Genomic DNA, 21743 nt, shown 5'->3' with positions numbered 1-21743 from the left:
TGCGTCAGCCGCGGTGCTTGCCGCACAATCAAACCATTCATTCGTCGTTCCTTCGCATCCCTGCCTCGCCCCCATGCCCGCCCAACTCCCCTGGCTGGAACCCCTTGACCCCTTCCCCAGCCCGGCGAGCGCCTGGGGCCCCGATGACCCGGCGCCCGGCCTGCTGGCCGCCGGGGGCGCTCTGGATGTGAAGCACCTCAGGGCGGCCTACGGGCAGGGCACCTTCCCCTGGTTCAGCGAGGGCCAGCCCATCCTGTGGTGGGCGCCCGACCCGCGCATGGTGCTGCCGGTGGCCGAGTTCCGGCTGCATCGCTCGCTGCGCAAGACGCTGCAGAAATTCGCCTCCAGCAGCCACTGCGAGGTGCGGGTGGACACGGCCTTCGGCCAGGTGATACGCGCCTGCTCGTCCACGCCGCGCGAGGGCCAGGCGGGCACCTGGATCGTGCCCGACATGGTGCGTGCCTACGAGGCGCTGCATGCGGCGGGCTCGGCCCACAGCGTGGAGACCTGGGCCGATGGGCGGCTGGTGGGTGGCCTGTACTGCGTGGCGCTCGGGCGCGCGGTGTTCGGCGAGTCGATGTTCGCGCATGCGACCGATGCCTCCAAGATCGCGCTGGCGGCGCTGGTGGCGATTTGCCGCGTGCACGGCGTGGCGCTGATCGACTGCCAGCAGAACACGCGCCACCTGGCGTCGATGGGGGCGCGCGAGATCCCGCGCAGCGAGTTCCTGGGCAAGATCGCCGCGGCGCAAGACCTTCCGGGCGGCACCTGGCGTTTCGAGCCCGTATACTGGAACCAACTGTTGCCCCACCCCTCGCCCATGGCATGACGCAACTCAACGACCTGCCGCTGCAGACCTTGCAGTTCTATGCGACAGCGCCCTACCCGTGCAGCTACCTGCCGGACCGGCAGGCGCGTTCGCAGGTCGCCACGCCCAGCCACCTGATCCAGAGCGATGTGTATTCGGGCCTCGTGGCCACGGGGTTCCGGCGCAGCGGCATGTTCACCTACCGCCCCTATTGCGATGGCTGCCAGGCCTGCACCCCGCTGCGCGTGCGCGCGCAGGAGTTCCGGCCCGACCGCAGCCAGCGCCGCGCTGCGCTGCAGCATGGCGCGCTGCAGGCGCGCGTGCTGCGCCTGTGCTTCGTGCCCGAGCACTACCAGCTGTACCTGCGCTACCAGAACGGGCGCCACGCGGGCGGCGGCATGGACCAGGACAGCATCGACCAGTACACCCAGTTCCTGCTGCAAAGCCGCGTCAATTCGCGGCTGGTGGAGTTCCGCGAGGTGGATCCGGAAACCGGTGAGCCGGGGGCGCTGAAGATGGTGTCCATCCTCGACGTGCTCAACGACGGCCTGTCGGCCGTGTACACCTTCTACGAGCCCGAGGCGCGGGCCAGCTACGGCACCTACAACGTGGTCTGGCAGATCGAGCAGGCGCGCTCCATGGGCCTGCCCTATGTCTACCTGGGCTACTGGATCGAGGCCAGCCCCAAGATGAACTACAAGGCGCGCTTTTTGCCGCACGAGATCCGCCAGGGCAGCGAATGGCGGCGGGTGGACCAGCGTCACCCAGGTGCCAGCGGCTGACGGCTTCCAAGGCGCCCGATGGTGCCGTTGCATTTCACAAGGTAAGATGCGGCGATCAGAGGATGTTGTGGATATCCCTTACTCCACACCATTCCCGCATTCCTGCCGCCCATGAAAAAAATCGACCCTGGTATCCCGATCAAACCCAGCGTCCAGGTACTGGAGCGCATGTTCACGCTGATCGACGTGCTCGCATCGCGCGAGGACGCCATCTCGCTCAAGGAGATCAGCGAGAAGACGGGGCTGCACCCGTCCACCACGCACCGCATCCTGAACGACCTGACCATCGGCCGCTTCGTGGACCGGCCCGAGTCGGGCAGCTACCGGCTGGGCATGCGCCTGCTGGAGCTGGGCAACCTGGTCAAGGCCCGCCTGAGCGTGCGCGATGCGGCCCTGGCCCCGATGCGCAACCTGCACAAGCTGATCCAGCAGCCGGTGAACCTGAGCATGCGCCAGGGCGATGAGATCGTGTACGTGGAGCGCGCCTACAGCGAGCGTTCGGGCATGCAGGTGGTGCGCGCCATCGGCGGCCGCGCGCCGCTGCACCTGACCTCCACCGGCAAGCTCTTCCTGGCGCTGGACGACCCCCAGCGCGTGCGCGCCTACGCCACCCGCACCGGGCTGGCGGGCCACACCCGCAACAGCATTACCCAGTTGCCCGTGCTCGAGCGCGAGCTGGCCAAGGCACGCCAGTACGGCACGGCCCGCGACAACGAGGAGCTGGAGCTGGGCGTGCGCTGCATGGCCGCCGGCGTGTACGACGACCAGGCCAAGCTGGTGGCCGGCCTGTCCATCTCGGCCCCGGCCGACCGGCTCGACGAGGGCTGGATGGCCAAGCTGCAGGCCACGGCGCAGGAGATTTCGCTGGCGCTGGGCTATGTGCCGACCAAGGTGCCCACCTCGCCCCTGTCCTCCTCCCTGCACGGCAGCGAGGTCCTGCACACACCGGTCGAGTGATCGCCGAAGGGCGCGCAGCCCCGGCCTGAAAAACAAAAAACCCCGGGAGCCTGCGCCACCGGGGTTTTTTGATGCCCTGGCCGCCACGGGAACGGGGTGCCAGGGGCCGTGGTGCTCTGATCGATCACCCGTTGGAGCTGTGCACTACCGTCTTCACGGGGCTGATGGCGGCGGGCATGGATTCGACCCAGTGGCGCACGCGCTCGGCGTCGCCCAGGCGGCTGAACTTGCCGGCGGAATCCAGGAACACCATGATGATCTTGCGGCCGGCCACCTGCGCCTGCATCACCAGGCAGCGCCCGGCTTCGGAGATGTAGCCAGTCTTTTGCAGGCCGATGTCCCAGGTGGGGTTCTTCACCAGGCCATTGGTGTTGTTGAACTGCAGGGTGCGCGCACCCAGGGCCAGCTCGTAGCCGGGCGAGGTGGACAGCTCGCGCATCACCGGGTCGCCATGGGCCACGTTGACCAGGGTGGCCAGGTCGCGGGCGCTGCTCTGGTTGCGGCTGGACAGGCCCGTGGGCTCCACGTACTTGGTGTCGGTCATGCCCAGGAGGCGCGCCTTGGCATTCATCTGCGCCACGAACACATCGAGGCCACCGGGGTAGGTGCGGCCCAGCGCATGGGCGGCGCGGTTCTCGCTGGACATCAGGGCCAGGTGCAGCATTTCGCCGCGGGTCAGCGTGGAGCCTACCGTCAAGCGCGAGCGGCTGCCTTTTTCGGTGTCCACGTCGTCCTGGGTGATGGTGAGCTGCTCGTCCATGGGCAGCTTGGCCTGGGAGATGATCAGGCCGGTCATGAGCTTGGTGAGCGATGCGATCGGCAGAACGGCATGGTCGTTCTTGCTGAGCAGCACTTCATGGGTTTCCTGGTCGATCACCAGGGCCACGCTGGACTTGAGGTCCAGCGGGTCATTGACTTCGTGCAGGCCCGCCAGTTGGCCGAAGGAAGGCTTGGCGGGGATGAAGGCCACGCGGGTGGCGGCCTTGGAGGTCTTGGCGGTGATACGCACAGGCTTGGCGGCAACGGCGGCCTTGCGCGGGCCGGCGGACTTCTTGGCGGTGGCCGATGCCACCTGCTTCTTGGCGGGCGCCTTCTTGCGCTCGTTGGCGTGTGCCATGGGCGACGCGAGCGCCGCACTCACAACAACAAAGCCCAGAAGCTGGAAAAAACGGTTCATTGCGGTGCTGCGGCCATGGTGCATCAAAGTGCTCCAAAGGGTAAGAAGTGTGGGCCAGTGTACAGAATCAAAAAAAGTCGCGCAAGATCAAGACCTTGCGCGACTTTCCAAGAAAGTGAATGAATTATAAATTCAACGCTTATCCCTGTGCAGCCACCCGGTCAGCTTTACTTTGTAATTTGTTCAACGCGCTGAGGTAGGCCTTGGCTGACGCGACCACGATATCGGGGTCAGCGCCCACTCCGTTGACCACGCGGCCGCTGTTCTGCAGGCGCACGGTGACCTCGCCCTGGCTCTCGGTGGAGCCGCTGATGGCGTTGACGGAATACAACACCATCTCCGCACCACTCTTGACGTGGGACTCGATGGCCTTGAGCGACGCGTCCACCGGGCCGTTGCCCTCGGACTCGCCGCGCACCTCGTGGCCGTCCACCGTGAAGACGATGCGCGCACGGGGTTGCTCGCCGGTCTCGCTCTGCTGGAACAGCGAGACGAAGCCGTACTGCTCCTTCTCCGCCGTCACGCTTTCGTCGCTGACCAGGGCCAGGATGTCCTCGTCGAAGATCTCGCTCTTGCGGTCGGCCAGCTCCTTGAAGCGGGTGAAGGCGCTGTTGACCTCGGTCTCGCTGTCCAGGCTCACGCCCAGCTCCTGCAGGCGCTGCTTGAAGGCATTGCGGCCGCTCAGCTTGCCCAGCACGATCTTGTTGGCGCTCCAGCCCACGTCTTCGGCACGCATGATCTCGTAGGTGTCGCGCGCCTTGAGCACGCCGTCCTGGTGGATGCCGCTGGCGTGCGCAAAGGCGTTGGCGCCCACCACGGCCTTGTTGGGCTGCACCACGAAACCGGTGGTCTGGCTGACCATGCGGCTGGCAGCGACGATGTGCTTGGCGTCGATGTTGAGGTCCAGGTCGAAGTAGTCACGGCGCGTCTTGATGGCCATGACGACTTCTTCGAGGGAGCAGTTGCCGGCACGCTCGCCCAGGCCGTTGATGGTGCATTCGACCTGGCGGGCACCGCCGATCTTCACGCCGGCCAGCGAGTTGGCCACGGCCATCCCCAGGTCGTTGTGGCAGTGCACGGACCAGATGGCCTTGTCGCTGTTGGGAATGCGCTCGCGCAACGTCTTGATGAAGTTGCCGTACAGCTCGGGGATCGCGTAGCCCACGGTGTCGGGCACGTTGATGGTGGTGGCACCTTCGGCGATCACGGCTTCGAGCACGCGGCACAGGAAGTCCGGGTCGCTGCGGTAGCCGTCTTCGGGGCTGAACTCGATGTCGGCCACCAGGTTGCGTGCAAAGCGCACCGACTGGCGCGCCTGCTCGAGCACCTGCTCGGGCGTCATGCGCAGCTTCTTTTCCATGTGCAGCGCCGAGGTGGCGATGAAGGTATGGATGCGCGCGCTGTTGGCGCCCTTGAGGGCCTCGGCCGCCCGCGAGATGTCGCGGTCATTGGCGCGCGAGAGCGAGCAGATGGTCGAGTCCTTGATGGCGTTGGCAATCGCCTGCACGGCCTCGAAGTCGCCGTTGGAGCTGGCGGCAAACCCGGCCTCGATCACGTCCACCTTCAGGCGCTCGAGCTGGCGTGCGATGCGCAGCTTCTCGTCCCGGGTCATGGAGGCGCCGGGCGATTGCTCGCCGTCGCGCAAGGTGGTGTCGAAAATGATGAGTTTGTCGGCCATGGGGTTCTCCTGGTATTGATGGTGGGGTGGTCCGCAACGCTGAATTCTGGCGCCCAAAGCAAAAGGCCCGTTGCGGGTGCATACGGGCCTTTGTGGAAAACGTGTGCGCGTGCGCCTACCGTCTCCGCCCGTGGGGAGCTAGCAGTAGGATTGCAATGGCCAACGTGTTCATGCAGTGCAATGTAGCACAAGTGCAGGGCGCGCGGTTCCCAGCCGTCATTTGTGCAGGCCGCGCTCGTCGGGTTCGTCGGTGGACGTGCTGATCACGCTGCTGTGCTGCCCCTTGGCCTTGCGCCAGGCGTAGACGCCGTAGCCGCTCAGCCCATAGAACACGAACACGCTGAAGAGCACGATGGGCGGATGGATATTGATGACGGCGATGCCCAGCGCGATCAGCACGATGGCGGCGAAGGGCACGCTCTTCTTCATCTGGATGTCCTTGAAGCTGTAGAACGGCACATTGGTCACCATGGTGAGCCCGGCATACAGCGTGAAGGCGAACATCACCCAGGTGACCTGGTCCCAGGTGAGCCACAGGTCCACGCCGCGGCGCACACCGAGCTCGGTCATGAGCCAGATGAAGCCAGCCACCAGCGCGGCCGCCGCAGGCGACGGCAGGCCCTGGAAGTAGCGCTTGTCGACCACCCCCGTGTTCACATTGAAGCGCGCCAGCCGCAGCGCGGCGCAGGCGCAGTACACGAAGGCGGCGATCCAGCCCCAGCGGCCCAGGCCCTTGAGCGACCACTCGTAGGCGATGAGCGCGGGCGCGGCACCGAAGGACACCATGTCCGACAGCGAGTCCATCTGCTCGCCGAAGGCGCTTTGCGTGTTGGTCATGCGCGCCACGCGGCCATCCAGGCTGTCGAGCACCATGGCGCAGAACACCCCCACGGCCGCCAGGTCGAAGCGCCCGTTCATGGCCATCACGATGGAATAGAAGCCCCCGAACAAGGCCGCCAGCGTGAACAGATTGGGCAGGATGTAGATGCCCTTGCGCCGCTTGCGCACCATCACACCGGAGCCGTCGGCCAGATCCTTGCCGTCATGCATCGAAAAAATCTCCATCGCCAGGCCAGCCGGCGTGAACAGCTATCAAAATTATAGTAATTGGCACGCGCACGCATGGCGCACGGCACCCCTCCCGGGAGCGTGTGCACGCTCCAGACCGAAGGCGCAGTGTAGCTGCACCCTGGGGGCCTGGGCGAAGGCGGCCTGTCAACAATGCATGACCGGCCCAGCGAGCCGCGCCACACCAGGGCATGCGGCCCCGCCGGCCATGAAAAAAGGCCACCGAGGTGGCCTTTTGGGATCGTGTACGCGAGGCGCGTGGTCGCCGATCAGTTGCGGGTTTGGTCGACCAGCTTGTTCTTGGCGATCCAAGGCATCATGGCGCGCAGCTTGCCACCCACCACTTCGATGCTGTGGTCGGCGGTGTTGCGGCGGCGTGCCGTCATGCTTGGGTAGTTCAGGCGGCCTTCCTGGATGAACATCTTGGCGTACTCGCCGCTCTGGATGCGCTTCAGGGCATTGCGCATGGCCACGCGCGACTGCTCGTTGATGACTTCAGGGCCGGTCACGTACTCGCCGTACTCGGCGTTGTTCGAGATCGAGTAGTTCATGTTGGCAATGCCGCCTTCGTAGATCAGGTCCACGATGAGCTTGAGCTCGTGCAGGCATTCGAAGTAGGCCATTTCAGGGGCATAGCCGGCTTCGACCAGGGTTTCGTAACCCATCTTGATCAGCTCGACGGCACCGCCGCACAGCACGGCCTGTTCGCCGAACAGGTCGGTCTCGGTTTCTTCCTTGAAGTTGGTCTCGATGATGCCGGCCTTGCCGCCACCATTGGCCATGGCGTAGGACAGGGCCAGGTCACGGGCCTTGCCGGACTTGTCCTGGTGCACGGCCACCAGGTGGGGCACGCCGCCGCCCTGGGTGTAGGTGTTGCGCACGGTGTGGCCGGGGGCCTTGGGGGCAACCATCCACACATCGAGGTCGGCACGGGGCACGACCTGGTTGTAGTGCACGTTGAAGCCGTGGGCGAAGGCCAGCGAAGCGCCTTGCTTGATGTTCGGGGCCACGTTGTTGGTGTAGACCTCGCCGATCTGCTCGTCGGGCAGCAGGATCATGACCACGTCGGCGGCCTTGACGGCGTCGTTGACTTCCATCACGTTCAGGCCGGCCTTGCCGACCTTGTCCCAGGAGGCGCCGCCCTTGCGCAGGCCGACCACGACCTTCACGCCGCTGTCGTTCAGGTTCTGTGCGTGGGCGTGGCCCTGCGAGCCATAGCCGATGATGGCAACGGTCTTGCCCTTGATCAGGCTCAGGTCACAGTCTTTGTCGTAGAAAACTTTCATGGGTCGCTCCGGTTGAAATGCGTTGTTTGGGGGGTTGAAATCGGGAAATGCGGGGTGGATTGTCTTACACGCGCAAGATTCGCTCGCCGCGGCCGATGCCGCTGGCACCGGTGCGCACGGTTTCCAGGATGGCGGTGCGGTCGATGGCCTGCAGGAAGGCGTCGTTCTTGGACTGGTCGCCGGTGAGCTCGATGGTGTAGCTCTTCTCGGTCACATCGATGATGCGGCCGCGGAAAATGTCGGCCATGCGCTTCATCTCCTCGCGCTCCTTGCCCACGGCGCGCACCTTCACCATCATGAGCTCGCGCTCGGTGTAGGCACCCTCGGTGAGGTCGACCACCTTGACCACTTCGATGAGGCGGTTCAGGTGCTTGGTGATCTGCTCGATCACATCGTCGGAGCCCGTGGTCTGGATGGTCATGCGCGAGAGCGATGGATCCTCGGTGGGCGCCACGGTGAGCGATTCGATGTTGTAGCCACGGGCAGAGAACAGGCCCACGACGCGCGACAGCGCGCCGGGTTCGTTCTCCAGCAAAACGGCAATGATGTGTTTCATGATGAAGACATTCCTCTTTTCGCTGCCCTCCCCTGCGCACGGTAATGCGCAGGCTCGGCAGACAATAGATTCGTCGAAGTGAAGCTATCGAACTGATAGCAGGAGATTGGCCTGCAGCATCACACTGCTGTGGCTGCAGGCCGCAGCGGGAGCCGAAGGCCTGTGTTTACAGGTCCTCGGAGCCCAGCAGCATTTCGGTGATGCCCTTGCCGGCCTGCACCATCGGGAACACGTTCTCGGTGGGATCGGTACGGAAGTCCAGGAACACCGTGCGGTCCTTGAGCTTGCGCGCTTCGCGCAGCGCGGGCTCGACGTCCTTGGGGTGCTCGATCAGCAGGCCCACGTGGCCATAGGCCTCGGCCAGCTTCACGAAGTTGGGCAGCGCATCCATGTAGCTGTGGCTGTAGCGGCCGGAGTACTCGATTTCCTGCCACTGGCGCACCATGCCCAGGTAGCGGTTGTTCAACGAGCAGATCTTGATCGGCGTGTTGTACTGCAGGCAGGTCGACAGTTCCTGGATGTTCATCTGCACCGAGCCTTCGCCGGTGATGCAGAACACCTCGGCCTCTGGCTTGGCCAGCTTGATGCCCATGGCGTAGGGAATGCCCACGCCCATGGTGCCCAGGCCGCCGGAATTGATCCAGCGGCGCGGCTCATCGAAGCGGTAGTACTGGGCTGCCCACATCTGGTGCTGGCCCACGTCGGACGTGATGTAGGTGTCGACGTCCTTGGTCATGTTCCACAGCGTTTCCACCACGTACTGGGGCTTGATGACGTCGGGACTGCCCATGCTGTACTTCAGGCAGTCGCGCTTGCGCCAGCCTTCGATGGTGTCCCACCAGGCGGCCAGCGCGCCGGCGTCGGGGCGGGTGCTGCTTTCGCGGACCATGGAGATCAGCTCGGTGAGCACATCCTTCACGTCGCCGACGATCGGGATGTCGACCTTCACGCGCTTGGAGATGCTCGACGGGTCGATGTCCACATGGATGATCTTGCGGTCGTTCTGCGCGAAGTGCTTGGGGTTGCCGATCACGCGGTCATCGAAGCGCGCGCCCACGGCCAGCAGCACGTCGCAGTTCTGCATGGCGTTGTTGGCTTCGATGGTGCCGTGCATGCCCAGCATGCCCAGGAACTTGCGGTCCGACGCGGGGTAGGCGCCCAGGCCCATCAGCGTGTTGGTGACCGGGTAACCCAGCATGTCCACCAGCGTGCGCAGCTCGTTGGTGGCATTGCCCAGCAGCACGCCGCCGCCGGTGTAGATGTAGGGGCGCTTGGCGGCCAGCAGCAGTTGCAGGGCCTTGCGGATCTGGCCGCTGTGGCCCTTGCGCACGGGGTTGTACGAGCGCATTTCCACGCTCTGGGGGTAGCCGCTGTAGGCGGCCTTCTTGAAGGACACGTCCTTCGGGATATCGACCACCACGGGGCCGGGGCGGCCGGTGCGGGCGATGTGGAAGGCCTTCTTGAGCGTGACGGCCAGGTCGCGCGGGTCCTTGACCAGGAAGTTGTGCTTGACGATGGGGCGCGTGATGCCGACGGTGTCGCACTCCTGGAAGGCGTCGAGCCCGATCGCGGGCGTGGGCACCTGGCCGGAGATGATCACCATGGGGATCGAATCCATGTACGCCGTGGCGATGCCGGTGACCGCGTTGGTCAGGCCGGGGCCCGAGGTGACCAGGGCGACGCCGACTTCACCGGTGGCGCGGGCATAGCCGTCGGCGGCGTGCACGGCAGCCTGCTCGTGGCGCACCAGCACGTGCTGGATGGTTTCCTGCTTGTACAGCGCGTCGTAGATGTACAGGACGGCACCGCCGGGGTAGCCCCAGATGTACTGGACGTTCTCGGCCTGCAGCGACTTGACCAGGATCTCGGAACCCATGAGGTCCACAGAGCCGGGAGCGGAAGAAGAAGGGGAATTGCCCTGCGCAGCAGCGGCCGCCGAAGTGATTTCGGCCTTGGAGATTTCCATGATGATCAACCTTTGTGAATTTCTCTGACGAAAAACCTTGGGTGCTCCTCGCATGGACCCTTGTGAAGCCAGCTTGGAACTTGAGGCCAAGGACATGGGCGTGGATGATTGCCGCGCCGGACCGTGACCCGTTTGCCTTTTGAATTGCAGCCGCGATTATCGCACTGCAACACGCCCAATTGCGCACCATGCCTAAAAAAACACCGGGGGATGCGATAATCGGCGGCTGGGCTCCTTCGTGGAGGGGGCTCTGCACCTGTTGTTGGGGCGCCGCACCGGCGTGCCCGACACGCGTCCCATTCCCGGGCTGACCCGTCTTGGCAACCGAACAAGAACTCTCCGATTTCCTCAAAAGTGTAGAAAAGCGCGCATTCAAGCGCTCGGTCTACCACGTCCGCAATGAGGAAGCGGCCCTGGACATCGTGCAGGACAGCATGCTCAAGCTGGCCGAGCACTATGGGGACAAGCCGGCGGCCGAGCTGCCCATGCTGTTCCAGCGCATCCTCTCGAACAGCACTCTGGACTGGTTTCGGCGCCAGAAGACACGCAATGCACTGTTTTCGAGCATGAGCGACTTCGAAGGGCCCGGCGAAGATGGCATGGATTTTGATCTACTGGAGGCGTACTCCGGCCCGGAAGACGGCGACAAGGCCGCGAGTGCCGAAGACCTGACCGAAAGAGCCCAGATCTTCCGCAGCATCGAGGCGGAAATAGAAGAATTGCCAGCACGTCAACGGGAAGCCTTCCTCATGCGTTACTGGGAAGAAATGGATGTATCAGAAACGGCAGCCGCGATGGGTTGTTCGGAAGGCAGTGTGAAAACGCACTGTTTTCGTGCCATACAAACCCTGAGCAAGGCACTGAAAGCCAAAGGAATAGAACTGTGAACACCACCCTTACCTCCTCCCAGGAAGCTGCAGCAGAACGTTTTGCCCGCCGCGTATCGGCGCGGCTGACGGACGGCTCGCAGGATCTGCCCTATGACATCTCGGAGCGCCTGCGCGCATCGCGCATGCAGGCACTGGCGCGGCGCAAGGTGCTGGCCCCCGTGCGCGCCCCCGCCCGGGCAAGCGCCCCGGTGGTGCTGGCCAGCGGCTCCTCGGCCAGCCTGGGCGCCGGTGGCGGCGAAGGCAACAGCTGGTGGAATGCCCTGGTGTCGGCTGTGCCGCTGATCGCCCTGGTGGTGGGCCTGTTCTTCATCAGCACGGTGCAGGATGAGTTCGGCGCCAACGAGATCGCCGAAGTCGATGCCGCCCTGCTGACCGACGAATTGCCGCCAGAAGCCTATTCCGACCCGGGATTTGTCCAGTTCCTCAAGACGGCAGCGCAGAATCACTGATTTGGCCCACTGCCCGATGCATGCATAAAGGACTTCCCGACGCCCGCCCACCACTGCCAGCCATCGTGCTGGCTTTGGCGCTTCTGGGCGCGCTGACCGCCGTCTCCGTGATGGTCGTGCAACGGGTGGGCATGGCGCCGGCCACCCTGCTGCCTTCTGCCGCCACGCGCCCCACCCCCACGGCCGCCACGGCCCTGCGCCCCTCGGGCAGCGCCACCGCCCTGCCCTCCGAAGGCCTGGCCGAAGTGGCCGCCGGCCCCGGCTGGGAAACCCTGAACACCCGGCAAAAGCTGGCGCTCTACCCGCTGGCTGAGCGCTGGGCGCTGATCAGCGAGGTGCAAAAGCGCCGCTGGCTGGCGCTGGCAGTGAATTTTCCGGAACTGCCCGAGGAAGAGCAGGCCAAGCTGCACAGCCGCATGACCGAATGGGCCAGCCTGAGCGCCCAGCAGCGCAGCCAGGCACGGCTGAACTACGCCAGCACCAACCGCCTGGCCCGGGACAACAAGCTCGCGCAGTGGGAGGCCTACCAGGCGCTGACCGCCGAGGAGCGCGACCTGCTGGCCGCCACGGCACCGCCCAAGCCCCAGGGCGCGGCAACCGCGCTGCGCCCGGTGCCTACCCGCAAACTGGCGCAGGTGCCCGCCGCCACGCAGGCCAACCCCCTGCGCCCCAACGCGCCCAAGATCCCGCCGTTGACCGACCATGGCCCGCGTCTGGCCATGCCGGTACCTTCTGCAGCGCAGCCCCCCACGGAGGCCTCGGCCTCCAGCCCGGCCGCCCCTGCGGTGGTGGAAACCGCCCCCGTGGCCGTACCCACCGCCGTACCCGCTGCACTGCCACCGCTGGCGCCCGCGGGCTCCGACCCGGCAACCCCCGCCGCACCGCCCAGCGCCGACAATTCAGGCCTGTACCCCAACAACTGACGGCGCCCGCCGCGCCGATCCGCAGTCCGGAATGCCCGCCTCCCCCACCTCCAGCACGCCGCCGGCAGACGCCACGGCGCCCCCGGGCACACCACCTGCCGCGGCGACCCCCAGCCTCATGCGCCGCATGGCCTGCTGGCTGTACGAGGGCATGCTGATGTTCGGCGTGGTGTTCATCGCCGGCTACCTCTTCGGCACCCTGAGCCAGACACGCCATGCGCTGGACAACCGCCATGCGCTGCAGGCCTTCCTGTTCGTGGTGTTCGGCATCTATTTCACCTGGTTCTGGGCCAAGGGCCAGACCCTGGCCATGAAGACCTGGAACATCCGCGTGGTGGACCGCGCCGGGCGCCCCATCAGCCAGCCGCGCGCCCTGCTGCGCTACGTGCTCAGCTGGCTGTGGTTTTTGCCGCCGCTGGCCGCCGTGTCGCCTTTTGCACTTTCGGGCGCGGAGACCACGGTGCTCGTCATCGGCTGGGTGGCCATATGGGCCATTCTTGCGCGCTTTCATCCGCAGCGGCAGTTCTGGCACGATGCACTGGCCGGCACCCGGCTGGTGCATTTCGAGCACCGCAAGAAATAAGCCCTGGGCGGGAGCGTTTCGACGTCCTTAAGCCCGCCGTCACAACACTGCGCGAGAATCGCGGTTTTCCCTATGTCCACACCCCGCCCCACCGCCCCCGCCAACCCCCAGAAAGCCCGCACCGGGCTGAACCGCATCTGGCACGCTGCCGGCTACTCGCTGGAGGGCCTGCGCGCCGGCTGGGGTGAAAAGGCCTTTCGCCAGGCCATCGCCGCCATCGTGCTGCTGCCTGTCTCGCTGTGGCTGGGCCGCAGCTGGGTCGAAGTGGCGTTGCTGGCCGGCTCGGTGGTCATCGTGATGATCGTCGAGCTGCTCAACACCGGCATCGAGACCGCCATCGACCGCATCGGGCCCGAGTGGCACGACCTGTCCAAGCGCGCCAAGGACATGGGCAGCGCCGCGGTGCTGCTAGCCCTGCTGCTGTGCGTGGGCATCTGGGCGGGGGCCATCTTCCAGAGGATCACCCATGGCTGACAAACCGGCTTTCTCCATCTGCGTCTACTGCGGCTCGCGCCCCGGCGAGAACGAGGCCTATGCCCAGGCGGCCACGGCGGTGGGCACCTGGATCGGCGCCCATGGCGGGCAACTGGTGTATGGCGGTGGGCGCAGCGGCCTCATGGGCACCGTGGCCGAGGCCACACGCCAGGCCGGCGGCCGCGTGGTCGGCATCATCCCCCAGGCCCTGGTGGACAAGGAACTGGCCAACCGGGCCTGCGACGAACTGCACATCGTGCAGACCATGCACGAGCGCAAGGCCATGATGGCCGAGCGCAGTGATGCCTTCATCGCCCTGCCCGGCGGCATCGGCACCTTCGAGGAACTGTTCGAGGTCTGGACTTGGCGCCAGCTCGGCTACCACGACAAGCCCCTGGGCCTGCTCAACGTGGCCGGCTACTATGACGGCCTGCTGGCCTTCCTGGACCACAGCGTGGCCAGCGGTTTCATGGGTGAGTGGCAGATGGGGCTGCTGCACGCCGGCAGCGACACCACCACCCTGCTCCAGACCCTGGTCGAGCAGGCCGGAAACAATGCCAGCCAGATCCCACTGCGGTCGGTGATCTAAGCCCAAGAACTACGAAACGGGCACTGCCGAGGCCAGCGCCCCCGCGCAAGGGCCGCCCCGCCGCGCTGGGGGCGTCCCCCCTCAGGGGGGAAGGCGCGAAGCGACTCAGGGGGGAGCTTATACAGCTGCGTCGTCGAGGTCACCGGTGCGGATGCGCACCACGCGCTCCACGGCGGTCACGAAGATCTTGCCGTCGCCGATCTTGCCGGTGCGCGCCACGTTGACGATGGCATCGACGCAGCGGTCCACGTCCTCGGTCTTCACGACGACTTCGACCTTCACCTTGGGCAGAAAGTCCACCACGTATTCGGCGCCACGGTACAGCTCGGTGTGGCCCTTCTGGCGGCCGAAGCCCTTGACTTCGGTGACGGTCAGGCCGGTCACGCCGCACTCGGCCAGGGCTTCGCGGACTTCTTCGAGCTTGAAGGGCTTGATGACGGCGGTGATCATTTTCATGGCGGGTCTCCTGTGGATACGAAAAAAGGAAAGGCGTGCTCGCGGTCTCGGCTCAGGCCATCAACACTGACTGCTTCAAGCTCGGAACTGGTTGGTGATAGGGTAACGCCAATCCTTGCCGAAGCTGCGGCGGGTGACGCGAATCCCTACGGGCGCCTGCTGGCGCTTGTATTCGTTGATCTGGATGAGCCGGGTCACGCGCTCCACGTCGGCGCGCGCAAAGCCGGCCGCGATGATGGACTCGATGGGCTCGTCGTTTTCCATGTAGCGCGAGACGATGGCGTCCAGCACGTCGTAGGGCGGCAGGCTGTCCTGGTCCTTCTGGTCGGGGCGCAACTCGGCACTCGGCGGGCGGGTGATGATGCGCTCGGGGATGGGGCCCGTGCCCGTGCCATAAGGGTCGTGGGCATTGCGCCAGCGGCACAGCGCGAACACGGTGGTCTTGGCCACGTCCTTGATCACGGCGAAGCCGCCGGCCATGTCACCATAGAGCGTGCAGTAGCCGGTGGACATCTCGCTCTTGTTGCCCGTGGTCAGCACGATGGAGCCGAACTTGTTGGAGAGCGCCATGAGCAGCGTGCCGCGGATGCGTGCCTGCAGGTTCTCCTCGGTCGTGTCCTCGGCCCGACCCGCAAAATCGCTGGCCAGCGCGGCCTTGAAGGCCTCGAACTGCGGCTGGATGGAGATCTCGTCGTAGCGCACGCCCAGGCGGGCCGCCATGTCGCGCGCGTCGATCCAGCTGATGTCGGCCGTATAGGGCGAGGGCATCATCACCGCACGCACCTTGTCCGCGCCCAGCGCATCCACGGCGATGGCCAGCACCAGGGCCGAGTCGATGCCGCCCGACAGGCCCAGCAGCACGCCAGGGAAGCGGTTCTTGCCCACATAGTCGCGCACGCCCAGGACCAGCGCGTCCCACAGGTCGGCCTCGGTGCTGCGCAGCGGTGCGATGTCGCCGTGCACTGCCGGCGGCGTGGCGCCCTGGCCGGCCTGCACCTGCACGGTGAACAGCGTTTCCTCGAAGCCCGGGGCCCGCGCCGCCACGGCACCGTCGGCGCCCAGGGCGAAGGAGCGGCCTTCGAACACCACCTCGTCCTGCCCGCCCACCAGGTGGGCATAGACCAGGGGCAGGCCCGTCTCCTTCACGCGCTCGCGCATGGTGTCTTCACGTTCGGCGCTCTTGCCCAGATGGAAGGGCGAGGCGTTGATCACCGCCAGCAGTTGCGCCCCGGCCGCTGCCGCGTCGCGCGCGGGGGCGGCGAACCAGGCGTCCTCGCAGACCAGCACACCCACGCGCACGCCGGCCACCTCGAACACGCAGGGTGCTTGCCCGGCCACGAAGTAGCGGCGCTCGTCGAACACCTGGTAGTTGGGCAGTTCGCGCTTGGCATAGGTCTGCTCCACCACGCCATCGCGCAGCACGCTGGCGGCATTGAAGCAGGCGCTGAAGGCCGGGGCATCGGCGCGCACGGCCTGCGGATGCCCGAGCACGATGGCCAGGCCTTTCAACCCTGCGGTCTCACGGGCCACGGTTTTCACGGCATCATCGCAGGCGGCGATGAAGGCCGGGCGCAGGAATAAATCCTCTGCCGCGTAGCCGCAGATCGCCAGCTCGGGCGTGAGCAGCAACTGCGCACCCTGGGCATGGGCGTCACGCGCCGCGGCAATGATCTTCTGCGCATTGCCGGGCATGTCGCCCACCACGAAATTGAGCTGCGCTGTGCAAATGGAGAGCGTCATGGAACTGGAGAAGGCCCCTGGGGCCAGGTTGAAGACAACCGCCAATGCAGGCCCGCAACCCGCCGCTGACCGCCCTATGGCAGTGCAGTGCAGGCCGCAGGGCGCACATGGCTGAAGAAGTGCACATTATCGCCCGCGTGCTGGCCTCCCCGCAGGAGGTGGACGCCAATGCCTGGAACGGCCTGCTGGCTTTGCAGAGCCACCCCACGCCCTTCCTGCGCCACGAATACCTCACGGCCCTGCACGAGAGCGGCAGCGCCACGCCCCAACGCGGCTGGACGCCGCGCTTCATGACGCTGTGGGACGGCGATGCGCTGATCGCCGCCTGCCCGCTGTACCTCAAGAGCCATTCGTACGGCGAATACGTCTTCGACTGGGCATGGGCGAATGCCTATGAGCAGCACGGCGTGCCCTACTACCCCAAGGCCACCATCGCCGTGCCCTTCACGCCAGTGCCCGGCACCCGGCTGCTGGCACGCGACGAAGAGAGCCGCACCCTGCTGGTGCAGGCCGTCTGCCAGTGGTGCGAGAGCCAGGATGTCTCGTCCGTGCATGTGCTGTTCGCCAGCGGCGACGATGTGAAGACCAGCGCCGATGAAGGCCTGATGCTGCGCCACACGGTGCAATTCCATTGGAAGAACGAACCACCAGCCAGCGCATCTTCACAAGGCGCCTTGGAAGGGAAGGACACCCCAGCCCGCTACGCGAGCTTCGATGACTTCCTGGCCAGCTTGGCCCAGGACAAGCGCAAGAAGATCCGCCAGGAGCGCCGCCGCGTGGCCGAAGCGGGCGTCACGTTCCGCTGGTCGCGCGGCGCCGACATCCGCACCGCCGACTGGGATTTCTTCTACCGCTGCTACGAGCGCACCTACCTCGAACACGGCAACCCGCCCTACCTCACGCGCGACTTCTTCGCGCGCATGGCCGGCACCATGCCCGAGGCCTGGCTGCTGTTCATCGCCGAGAAGGAGGGTTACCCCATCGCCAGCAGCCTGATCGCGCTGGGGGACGATGGCACGGACGGGCTCGTGGCCTATGGCCGCTACTGGGGGGCGCTGGAGCGCGTGGACTGCCTGCACTTCGAGGCCTGCTACTACCAGCCGCTGCAGTGGTGCATAGCCCACGGCGCGGCACGCTTCGAGGGCGGCGCCCAGGGCGAGCACAAGATGGCCCGCGCCCTGCTCCCGGTGCAGGCCAGCAGCGCCCACTGGATCGCGCACCCGGCGTTTGCCGAAGCGGTGGAGCGCTTTCTGGAACGCGAGGGCCAGGGGGTGGAAGGCTATCTGGAAGAGCTACAGGGGCGCAGTCCGTTCAGGCACGTGTAGCGCCTGCCCCTCCATGCCGGCGGCCGCAGACTGCTCCCGCACAAAATCCACAAACGCCCTGAGCGGCGCCGGCAGATAGCGCCGCCCGGGATAGTAGAGAAACGGCCCGGTGAAAGGCCGGGCCCAGTCTTCGAGCACCGGCACCAGCGCCCCGCTGTCGAGATGCGGCTGCAGCCAGCCTTCGAACATGTGGATGATGCCGCAGCCCGCGCGCGCCGCCTCCACCGCCAGGTCCACGCCGCCCGAGATGCGCACGATCAAGGGGCCGGTGGGGTCCACGGCGACCACCTCGCCATCGCGCTCGAACTCCCAGGTGGGCATGGTGCCGCTGGCAAAACGGCCACGCAGGCAGGCGTGCTGCATGAGATCGCGCGGGTGCTGCGGCCGGCCGCGCGCAGCCAAATAGGCCGGCGATGCGGCCGTGGCCATGCGCTGCCAGCGCGGGCCGATGGGCAGGGCGATCATGTCCTGCTCGAGGCGCTCGTCATAGCGGATGCCGGCGTCGCAGCCCTCGGCCAGGATGTCGACGAAGCCCTCCTCCACCACCACGTCCAGGCGGATGTCGGGGTAGGCCGCGAGGAAGGGCGGCACGATGGCGGGCAGCACCAGGCGTGCGGCGCTGGCGGGCACATTCAGGCGCAAGGTGCCGGCAGGCCGGTCGCGAAAGCCGTTGACCACGTCGAGCGCGGCCTGCACCTCGCCGAGCGCCGGGCCCAGGCGTTCGAGCAGGCGGGCGCCCGCCTCAGTGGGCGCCACACTGCGCGTCGTGCGGTGCAGCAGGCGCACGCCCAAGCGGGCCTCCAGCCGGCGCACGGCCTCGCTCAGGCTCGACGCGCCGACGCCGCCCAGGCGCGCCGCCTCGCGGAAACCGCCGCCGCGTGCCACCGCGACAAAGGCGGCCAGATCACCCAACTGCTCGGCCATGGACAGAACCCTTCGCTTGACTGTTCGCTGTACCGCACAACCCGTGCGCACTCAACCGGCTTATCGTACACAGGCGGAGTGCCTACAGTCGATGCATCCCCCATTTGAAAGGACACCTCCATGACAGCAATCGACAAGGCCGGCAGCTACCGGCTCGGCCACCGTGATGTGAAGCGCCTGGGCTACGGCGCCATGCAACTGGCCGGCCCGGGCGTGTTCGGCCCGCCCAAGGACCGGGCCGCAGCCGTGGCCGTGCTGCGCGCCGCCGTGGAAAGCGGCGTGGACCACATCGACACCAGCGATTTCTACGGCCCGCACGTGACCAACCAGATCATCAGGGAGGCACTGCACCCCTACCGCGATGGCCTGACCCTCGTGACCAAGGTGGGCGCGCGGCGTGGCGACGATGCTTCCTGGCTGCCCGCGTTCTCTGCGGCCGAACTCACGCAGGCGGTGCGCGACAACCTGCGCAACCTGGGCCTCGACGTGCTGGACGTGGTGAACCTGCGTGCCATGTTCAGCGTGCACGGGCCGGCGGAAGGCTCACTGGAAGAACCGCTGACGGCGCTGGCCGAACTGCAGCGCCAGGGCCTCATCCGCCACATCGGCCTGAGCAATGTGACGGCGCGCCAGGTGCAGGACGGGCGCAGGATCGCGCCGATCGCCTGCGTGCAGAACCTGTACAACCTGGCCCACCGCGAAGACGAAGCCCTGCTCACGCAGTTGGCGGGCGAGGGTACAGCCTATGTGCCCTTCTTTCCGCTGGGCGGCTTCACGCCATTGCAGTCGGACGCCCTGTCTGCCGTGGCCGTTCAGTTGGGCGCCACGCCCATGCAGGTGGCACTGGCCTGGCTGCTGCAGCGCTCGCCCAACATCCTGCTGATCCCGGGCACTTCGTCGGTCGCCCACCTGCAGCAGAACATGGCGTCGGCACAGCTGGCATTGCCGCCCGATGCCGTGGCACGGCTGGACTCCTTGCAAGAGGCGGGTACCACCGCAACGCGCTGAGCCAGCGGCCGATCACCAAGCGCCAGGGCAACAGCCCACCGGCGCACCACAACGGTTCAACACGACACCACAAGCACCAAATCAGTGCAATCCGCAGCAGATCAGCCGCCGCACGCCAACAAGCAACCCATTTTGGTGCGGGTCCGTACCTTCAAAGCGCAGCGGCTGCCCCCTGGTTCAGAAGCTCTCCCATTCATCGTCGGAGGCAGTCGTCGCAGTTGCCGCCCGCGGCGCGGCAGCAGGCGACTTGGAGACGGCCTGCGCCTTGGCGGGCGCAGGTGCCGCGAGCTTGCGCTGTGCCACGCTGGCGACCGGTGGGCGGGCGGCTGGCGGCGCTGCCGGAGGGCGCGGGCGAGGCGCTGCTGCGGCCTGGACCGCCGGCGCGTCGGCCGACAGCTTGAACACCTCCACGGCGCTGACCAGGGCCTGGGCCTGGTGGCTCAGGCTGCCCGCGGCGGCGGCCATTTCCTCGACCAGGGCGGCGTTCTGCTGGGTCACCTGGTCCATCTGCGTGACCGCATCACCCACCTGGGAGACGCCCTGGCTCTGCTCGGTGCTGGCGGCGCTGATCTCGCCCATGATGTCGGTCACGCGGCGGATCGAGGCCACCACCTCGGTCATGGTGGCGCCCGCCTTGTCCACCAGCGTGGTGCCCTGCTCCACGCGCTCCACGCTGGCGTGGATCAGGCCCTTGATCTCCTTGGCGGCGTCCGCACTGCGGCCCGCGAGGCTGCGCACCTCGCTGGCCACCACGGCAAAGCCGCGCCCCTGCTCCCCGGCACGCGCGGCCTCCACGGCGGCGTTCAGCGCCAGGATGTTGGTCTGGAAGGCGATGCCGTCGATGACGCCGATGATGTCGGAAATCTTCTTGCTGCTGTCGTTAATGCCCTTCATGGTCTCGACCACTTCGGACACCACATCGCCGCCCTGCACGGCCACGGTCGAGGCACTCATCGCCAGCTGGTTGGCCTGGCGCGCGTTGTCGGCGTTCTGCCGCACGGTGGAGCTCAGCTCCTCCATGGAGGCAGCGGTCTCCTGCAAGGCGCTGGCCTGCTCCTCCGTGCGGATGGACAGGTCATGGTTGCCCGAGGCGATCTCGGCGCTCGCGGAGGCCACGCCCTGGGCGTTGCCACGCACCCCCGACACCACCTGGGCCAGGTTGTCGCGCATGGCGGTCAGGCCACCGAGCAGGCGCGCGATCTCATCACGCCCCTGCGCCTGGATGGACACCGTGAGGTCACCGCGCGCCACGGCATCGGTGATTTCGACTGCATTGCGCAGCGAGCGCGAGATCTGGCGGATCATGGCGCCGCCCATCAGCACGGCCAGCAGCACGCCCAGCACCACGGCGCCCACGACCAGTGCCCGCAGGGTCTGGTAGCCGGCGGCAGCGCGGTCGTACTCCATCTTGGCCTGGTCGAGCTGCACCTGCATGAGCAGGCCCAGCACTTCCTGCAGCGGGTCCATGGCCGGGTACAGGTCCTTGGCGGCAAAGCCGGTGAGGGCGGCTACGTCGCCTGCCTTGAACAGGCCCACCAGGGTCTCGGTGGCAGCGTCGGCCTTGGTCTGCAGGGGCTTGAAGCGGTCGACCAGCGTCTTTTCCTCGGGCGCCAGCCTGGTGGCCAGGTAGGCGCTCCAGTTGGATTCGATGGCCTTGCGCGCATCCGCCACCGACTGCAGGCCCTGTGCGGCGGTCATGCCGCCATCGCGCACCTTGTGCGCCGCATCGACCACGTTGACCGCGTACATGTCGGCCACGATCTTGATCTGCTTGAGGGGCACCACCCGGTCGTCGTACACCGATTTGAGCCCGGCGTTGGACTGCCCCATGCCCAGCAAGCCGGCCCCGCCGACCAGCAACACAAGGCAGCACAGCACCGCCAAAAGCCCCGCGAGGCGGGTCGAGATCTTGAACCGGTTCATGGCCTGCTCCCGAAGTAACAACCTGTAAACACAGGATAGCAGGATCCGGGCCCGCAAGCACCTCCCCAAACCCTGCCTTCTCCTCACAGGGTCTTCCAGGCTGGCCTGTCAGCCAGCGAACCCTGGGATCAGAAGCTCTCCCATTCATCATCCCCACCCCCAGCCGCCTTGGCCGGGGCCT

21 protein-coding genes are annotated in these 21743 nt (G+C 66.5%); 11 read left to right on the top strand and 10 right to left on the bottom strand.

The features are described 5' to 3' along the window. The first annotated feature begins 73 nt into the window (after window positions 1-73). The 3 genes from aat (at window position 74) to PMI14_RS23145 (ending at window position 2547) form a co-directional block, all read left to right on the top strand. Window positions 74-829 (top strand): leucyl/phenylalanyl-tRNA--protein transferase, encoded by a 756-nt coding sequence (gene aat, locus PMI14_RS23155; RefSeq protein ID WP_007857882.1) that lies wholly within the window; start codon window positions 74-76, stop codon window positions 827-829. Beyond that, window positions 826-1590, top strand: a complete 765-nt coding sequence (locus tag PMI14_RS23150) for an arginyltransferase (protein ID WP_007857880.1) — start codon at window positions 826-828, stop codon at window positions 1588-1590. The genes aat and PMI14_RS23150 overlap by 4 nt, the downstream gene beginning before the upstream one ends. 111 nt (window positions 1591-1701) lie before the next feature. Continuing rightward, window positions 1702-2547, top strand: a complete 846-nt coding sequence (locus PMI14_RS23145) for an IclR family transcriptional regulator (RefSeq protein ID WP_007857877.1) — start codon at window positions 1702-1704, stop codon at window positions 2545-2547. Between the two features lie 124 nt (window positions 2548-2671). Here the strand turns inward: PMI14_RS23145 and pbpG are convergent, their stop codons facing one another. From pbpG to PMI14_RS23115, 6 genes are all read right to left on the bottom strand, one after another. After that, window positions 2672-3748, bottom strand: a complete 1077-nt coding sequence (gene pbpG, locus PMI14_RS23140) for a D-alanyl-D-alanine endopeptidase (RefSeq protein ID WP_007857875.1) — start codon at window positions 3746-3748, stop codon at window positions 2672-2674. A gap of 115 nt (window positions 3749-3863) precedes the next feature. After that, window positions 3864-5402, bottom strand: a complete 1539-nt coding sequence (locus PMI14_RS23135; protein WP_007857872.1) for a 2-isopropylmalate synthase — start codon at window positions 5400-5402, stop codon at window positions 3864-3866. Between the two features lie 216 nt (window positions 5403-5618). Further along, the gene (pssA, locus tag PMI14_RS23130) at window positions 5619-6452 is read right to left on the bottom strand and encodes a CDP-diacylglycerol--serine O-phosphatidyltransferase (RefSeq protein WP_007857870.1); all 834 of its coding nucleotides are present in this window, start codon (window positions 6450-6452) and stop codon (window positions 5619-5621) included. A 287-nt stretch (window positions 6453-6739) separates the two neighbouring features. Beyond that, window positions 6740-7756, bottom strand: a complete 1017-nt coding sequence (gene ilvC, locus PMI14_RS23125; RefSeq protein WP_007857869.1) for a ketol-acid reductoisomerase — start codon at window positions 7754-7756, stop codon at window positions 6740-6742. A 64-nt stretch (window positions 7757-7820) separates the two neighbouring features. Then, window positions 7821-8312 carry an acetolactate synthase small subunit gene (ilvN, locus tag PMI14_RS23120; RefSeq protein WP_007857867.1) on the bottom strand — a complete coding sequence of 164 codons (492 nt, stop codon included), beginning with the start codon at window positions 8310-8312 and terminating at the stop codon, window positions 7821-7823. Between the two features lie 166 nt (window positions 8313-8478). Beyond that, entirely contained in the window at window positions 8479-10278 is a 1800-nt protein-coding gene (locus PMI14_RS23115; RefSeq protein WP_007857865.1) for an acetolactate synthase 3 catalytic subunit, read from the bottom strand. 317 nt (window positions 10279-10595) lie between these two features. Here PMI14_RS23115 and PMI14_RS23110 point away from each other — a divergent pair, with 317 nt between their 5' ends. The 6 genes from PMI14_RS23110 (at window position 10596) to PMI14_RS23085 (ending at window position 14186) form a co-directional block, all read left to right on the top strand. Then, the gene (locus PMI14_RS23110) at window positions 10596-11165 is read left to right on the top strand and encodes an RNA polymerase sigma factor (protein WP_007857863.1); all 570 of its coding nucleotides are present in this window, start codon (window positions 10596-10598) and stop codon (window positions 11163-11165) included. Next, on the top strand, window positions 11162-11617 hold the full coding sequence (locus tag PMI14_RS23105) for a DUF3619 family protein (RefSeq protein WP_007857862.1): 456 nt from the start codon (window positions 11162-11164) through the stop codon (window positions 11615-11617). The genes PMI14_RS23110 and PMI14_RS23105 overlap by 4 nt, the downstream gene beginning before the upstream one ends. A gap of 20 nt (window positions 11618-11637) precedes the next feature. Next, entirely contained in the window at window positions 11638-12540 is a 903-nt protein-coding gene (locus PMI14_RS23100) for a DUF3106 domain-containing protein (RefSeq protein ID WP_007857861.1), read from the top strand. A 31-nt stretch (window positions 12541-12571) separates the two neighbouring features. Next, window positions 12572-13123, top strand: coding sequence for an RDD family protein (locus PMI14_RS23095; protein WP_081497378.1), 552 nt, complete (start codon window positions 12572-12574; stop codon window positions 13121-13123). 72 nt (window positions 13124-13195) lie between these two features. Further along, entirely contained in the window at window positions 13196-13597 is a 402-nt protein-coding gene (locus PMI14_RS23090; RefSeq protein ID WP_007857859.1) for a diacylglycerol kinase, read from the top strand. Beyond that, window positions 13590-14186 carry a TIGR00730 family Rossman fold protein gene (locus PMI14_RS23085; protein ID WP_007857857.1) on the top strand — a complete coding sequence of 199 codons (597 nt, stop codon included), beginning with the start codon at window positions 13590-13592 and terminating at the stop codon, window positions 14184-14186. The genes PMI14_RS23090 and PMI14_RS23085 overlap by 8 nt, the downstream gene beginning before the upstream one ends. Before the next feature lie 117 nt (window positions 14187-14303). Here PMI14_RS23085 and PMI14_RS23080 read toward each other — a convergent pair whose 3' ends face one another. Then, entirely contained in the window at window positions 14304-14642 is a 339-nt protein-coding gene (locus tag PMI14_RS23080; protein ID WP_007857855.1) for a P-II family nitrogen regulator, read from the bottom strand. Between the two features lie 75 nt (window positions 14643-14717). After that, window positions 14718-16382 carry an NAD+ synthase gene (locus PMI14_RS23075; protein WP_007857853.1) on the bottom strand — a complete coding sequence of 555 codons (1665 nt, stop codon included), beginning with the start codon at window positions 16380-16382 and terminating at the stop codon, window positions 14718-14720. A gap of 107 nt (window positions 16383-16489) precedes the next feature. Here PMI14_RS23075 and PMI14_RS23070 point away from each other — a divergent pair, with 107 nt between their 5' ends. Next, window positions 16490-17707, top strand: coding sequence for a GNAT family N-acetyltransferase (locus PMI14_RS23070; protein ID WP_007857851.1), 1218 nt, complete (start codon window positions 16490-16492; stop codon window positions 17705-17707). On the opposite strand, the gene PMI14_RS23065 is transcribed toward PMI14_RS23070, so the two are convergent. Continuing rightward, on the bottom strand, window positions 17675-18631 hold the full coding sequence (locus tag PMI14_RS23065; RefSeq protein ID WP_007857848.1) for a LysR family transcriptional regulator: 957 nt from the start codon (window positions 18629-18631) through the stop codon (window positions 17675-17677). The two genes, PMI14_RS23070 and PMI14_RS23065, sit on opposite strands and share 33 nt — an antisense overlap. A gap of 120 nt (window positions 18632-18751) precedes the next feature. Between PMI14_RS23065 and PMI14_RS23060 the strand changes: the two genes are divergently transcribed. Next, the gene (locus tag PMI14_RS23060; protein WP_007857846.1) at window positions 18752-19639 is read left to right on the top strand and encodes an aldo/keto reductase family oxidoreductase; all 888 of its coding nucleotides are present in this window, start codon (window positions 18752-18754) and stop codon (window positions 19637-19639) included. 177 nt (window positions 19640-19816) lie between these two features. Here PMI14_RS23060 and PMI14_RS23055 read toward each other — a convergent pair whose 3' ends face one another. Beyond that, window positions 19817-21562: a methyl-accepting chemotaxis protein gene (locus PMI14_RS23055; RefSeq protein ID WP_007857844.1), complete on the bottom strand. Its 1746-nt coding sequence runs from the start codon at window positions 21560-21562 to the stop codon at window positions 19817-19819. Window positions 21563-21743 lie beyond the last annotated feature (181 nt).

Source organism: Acidovorax sp. CF316 (genome assembly GCF_000276605.1).
In the GTDB taxonomy this organism is placed as follows: Bacteria; Pseudomonadota; Gammaproteobacteria; order Burkholderiales; family Burkholderiaceae_C; genus Acidovorax.
The sequence above is the reverse complement of the archived record's forward strand: the minus strand, read 5'-3'. Positions and strand labels throughout refer to the sequence as shown.

What these genes read in the sequence shown, in the direction of transcription:
- PMI14_RS23100 (WP_007857861.1), top strand. Translation starts at nt 11,638, where the DNA reads ATGCATAAAGGACTTCCCGACGCCCGCCCACCACTGCCAGCCATCGTG.
- PMI14_RS23135 (WP_007857872.1), bottom strand. Translation starts at nt 5,402, where the DNA reads ATGGCCGACAAACTCATCATTTTCGACACCACCTTGCGCGACGGCGAG.
- PMI14_RS23095 (WP_081497378.1), top strand. Translation starts at nt 12,572, where the DNA reads ATGCCCGCCTCCCCCACCTCCAGCACGCCGCCGGCAGACGCCACGGCG.
- PMI14_RS23075 (WP_007857853.1), bottom strand. Translation starts at nt 16,382, where the DNA reads ATGACGCTCTCCATTTGCACAGCGCAGCTCAATTTCGTGGTGGGCGAC.
- PMI14_RS23060 (WP_007857846.1), top strand. Translation starts at nt 18,752, where the DNA reads ATGACAGCAATCGACAAGGCCGGCAGCTACCGGCTCGGCCACCGTGAT.
- PMI14_RS23080 (WP_007857855.1), bottom strand. Translation starts at nt 14,642, where the DNA reads ATGAAAATGATCACCGCCGTCATCAAGCCCTTCAAGCTCGAAGAAGTC.
- PMI14_RS23070 (WP_007857851.1), top strand. Translation starts at nt 16,490, where the DNA reads ATGGCTGAAGAAGTGCACATTATCGCCCGCGTGCTGGCCTCCCCGCAG.
- PMI14_RS23065 (WP_007857848.1), bottom strand. Translation starts at nt 18,631, where the DNA reads ATGGCCGAGCAGTTGGGTGATCTGGCCGCCTTTGTCGCGGTGGCACGC.
- pbpG (WP_007857875.1), bottom strand. Translation starts at nt 3,748, where the DNA reads ATGCACCATGGCCGCAGCACCGCAATGAACCGTTTTTTCCAGCTTCTG.
- ilvC (WP_007857869.1), bottom strand. Translation starts at nt 7,756, where the DNA reads ATGAAAGTTTTCTACGACAAAGACTGTGACCTGAGCCTGATCAAGGGC.
- aat (WP_007857882.1), top strand. Translation starts at nt 74, where the DNA reads ATGCCCGCCCAACTCCCCTGGCTGGAACCCCTTGACCCCTTCCCCAGC.
- PMI14_RS23145 (WP_007857877.1), top strand. Translation starts at nt 1,702, where the DNA reads ATGAAAAAAATCGACCCTGGTATCCCGATCAAACCCAGCGTCCAGGTA.
- PMI14_RS23085 (WP_007857857.1), top strand. Translation starts at nt 13,590, where the DNA reads ATGGCTGACAAACCGGCTTTCTCCATCTGCGTCTACTGCGGCTCGCGC.
- PMI14_RS23055 (WP_007857844.1), bottom strand. Translation starts at nt 21,562, where the DNA reads ATGAACCGGTTCAAGATCTCGACCCGCCTCGCGGGGCTTTTGGCGGTG.
- PMI14_RS23150 (WP_007857880.1), top strand. Translation starts at nt 826, where the DNA reads ATGACGCAACTCAACGACCTGCCGCTGCAGACCTTGCAGTTCTATGCG.
- PMI14_RS23115 (WP_007857865.1), bottom strand. Translation starts at nt 10,278, where the DNA reads ATGGAAATCTCCAAGGCCGAAATCACTTCGGCGGCCGCTGCTGCGCAG.
- PMI14_RS23090 (WP_007857859.1), top strand. Translation starts at nt 13,196, where the DNA reads ATGTCCACACCCCGCCCCACCGCCCCCGCCAACCCCCAGAAAGCCCGC.
- ilvN (WP_007857867.1), bottom strand. Translation starts at nt 8,312, where the DNA reads ATGAAACACATCATTGCCGTTTTGCTGGAGAACGAACCCGGCGCGCTG.
- pssA (WP_007857870.1), bottom strand. Translation starts at nt 6,452, where the DNA reads ATGCATGACGGCAAGGATCTGGCCGACGGCTCCGGTGTGATGGTGCGC.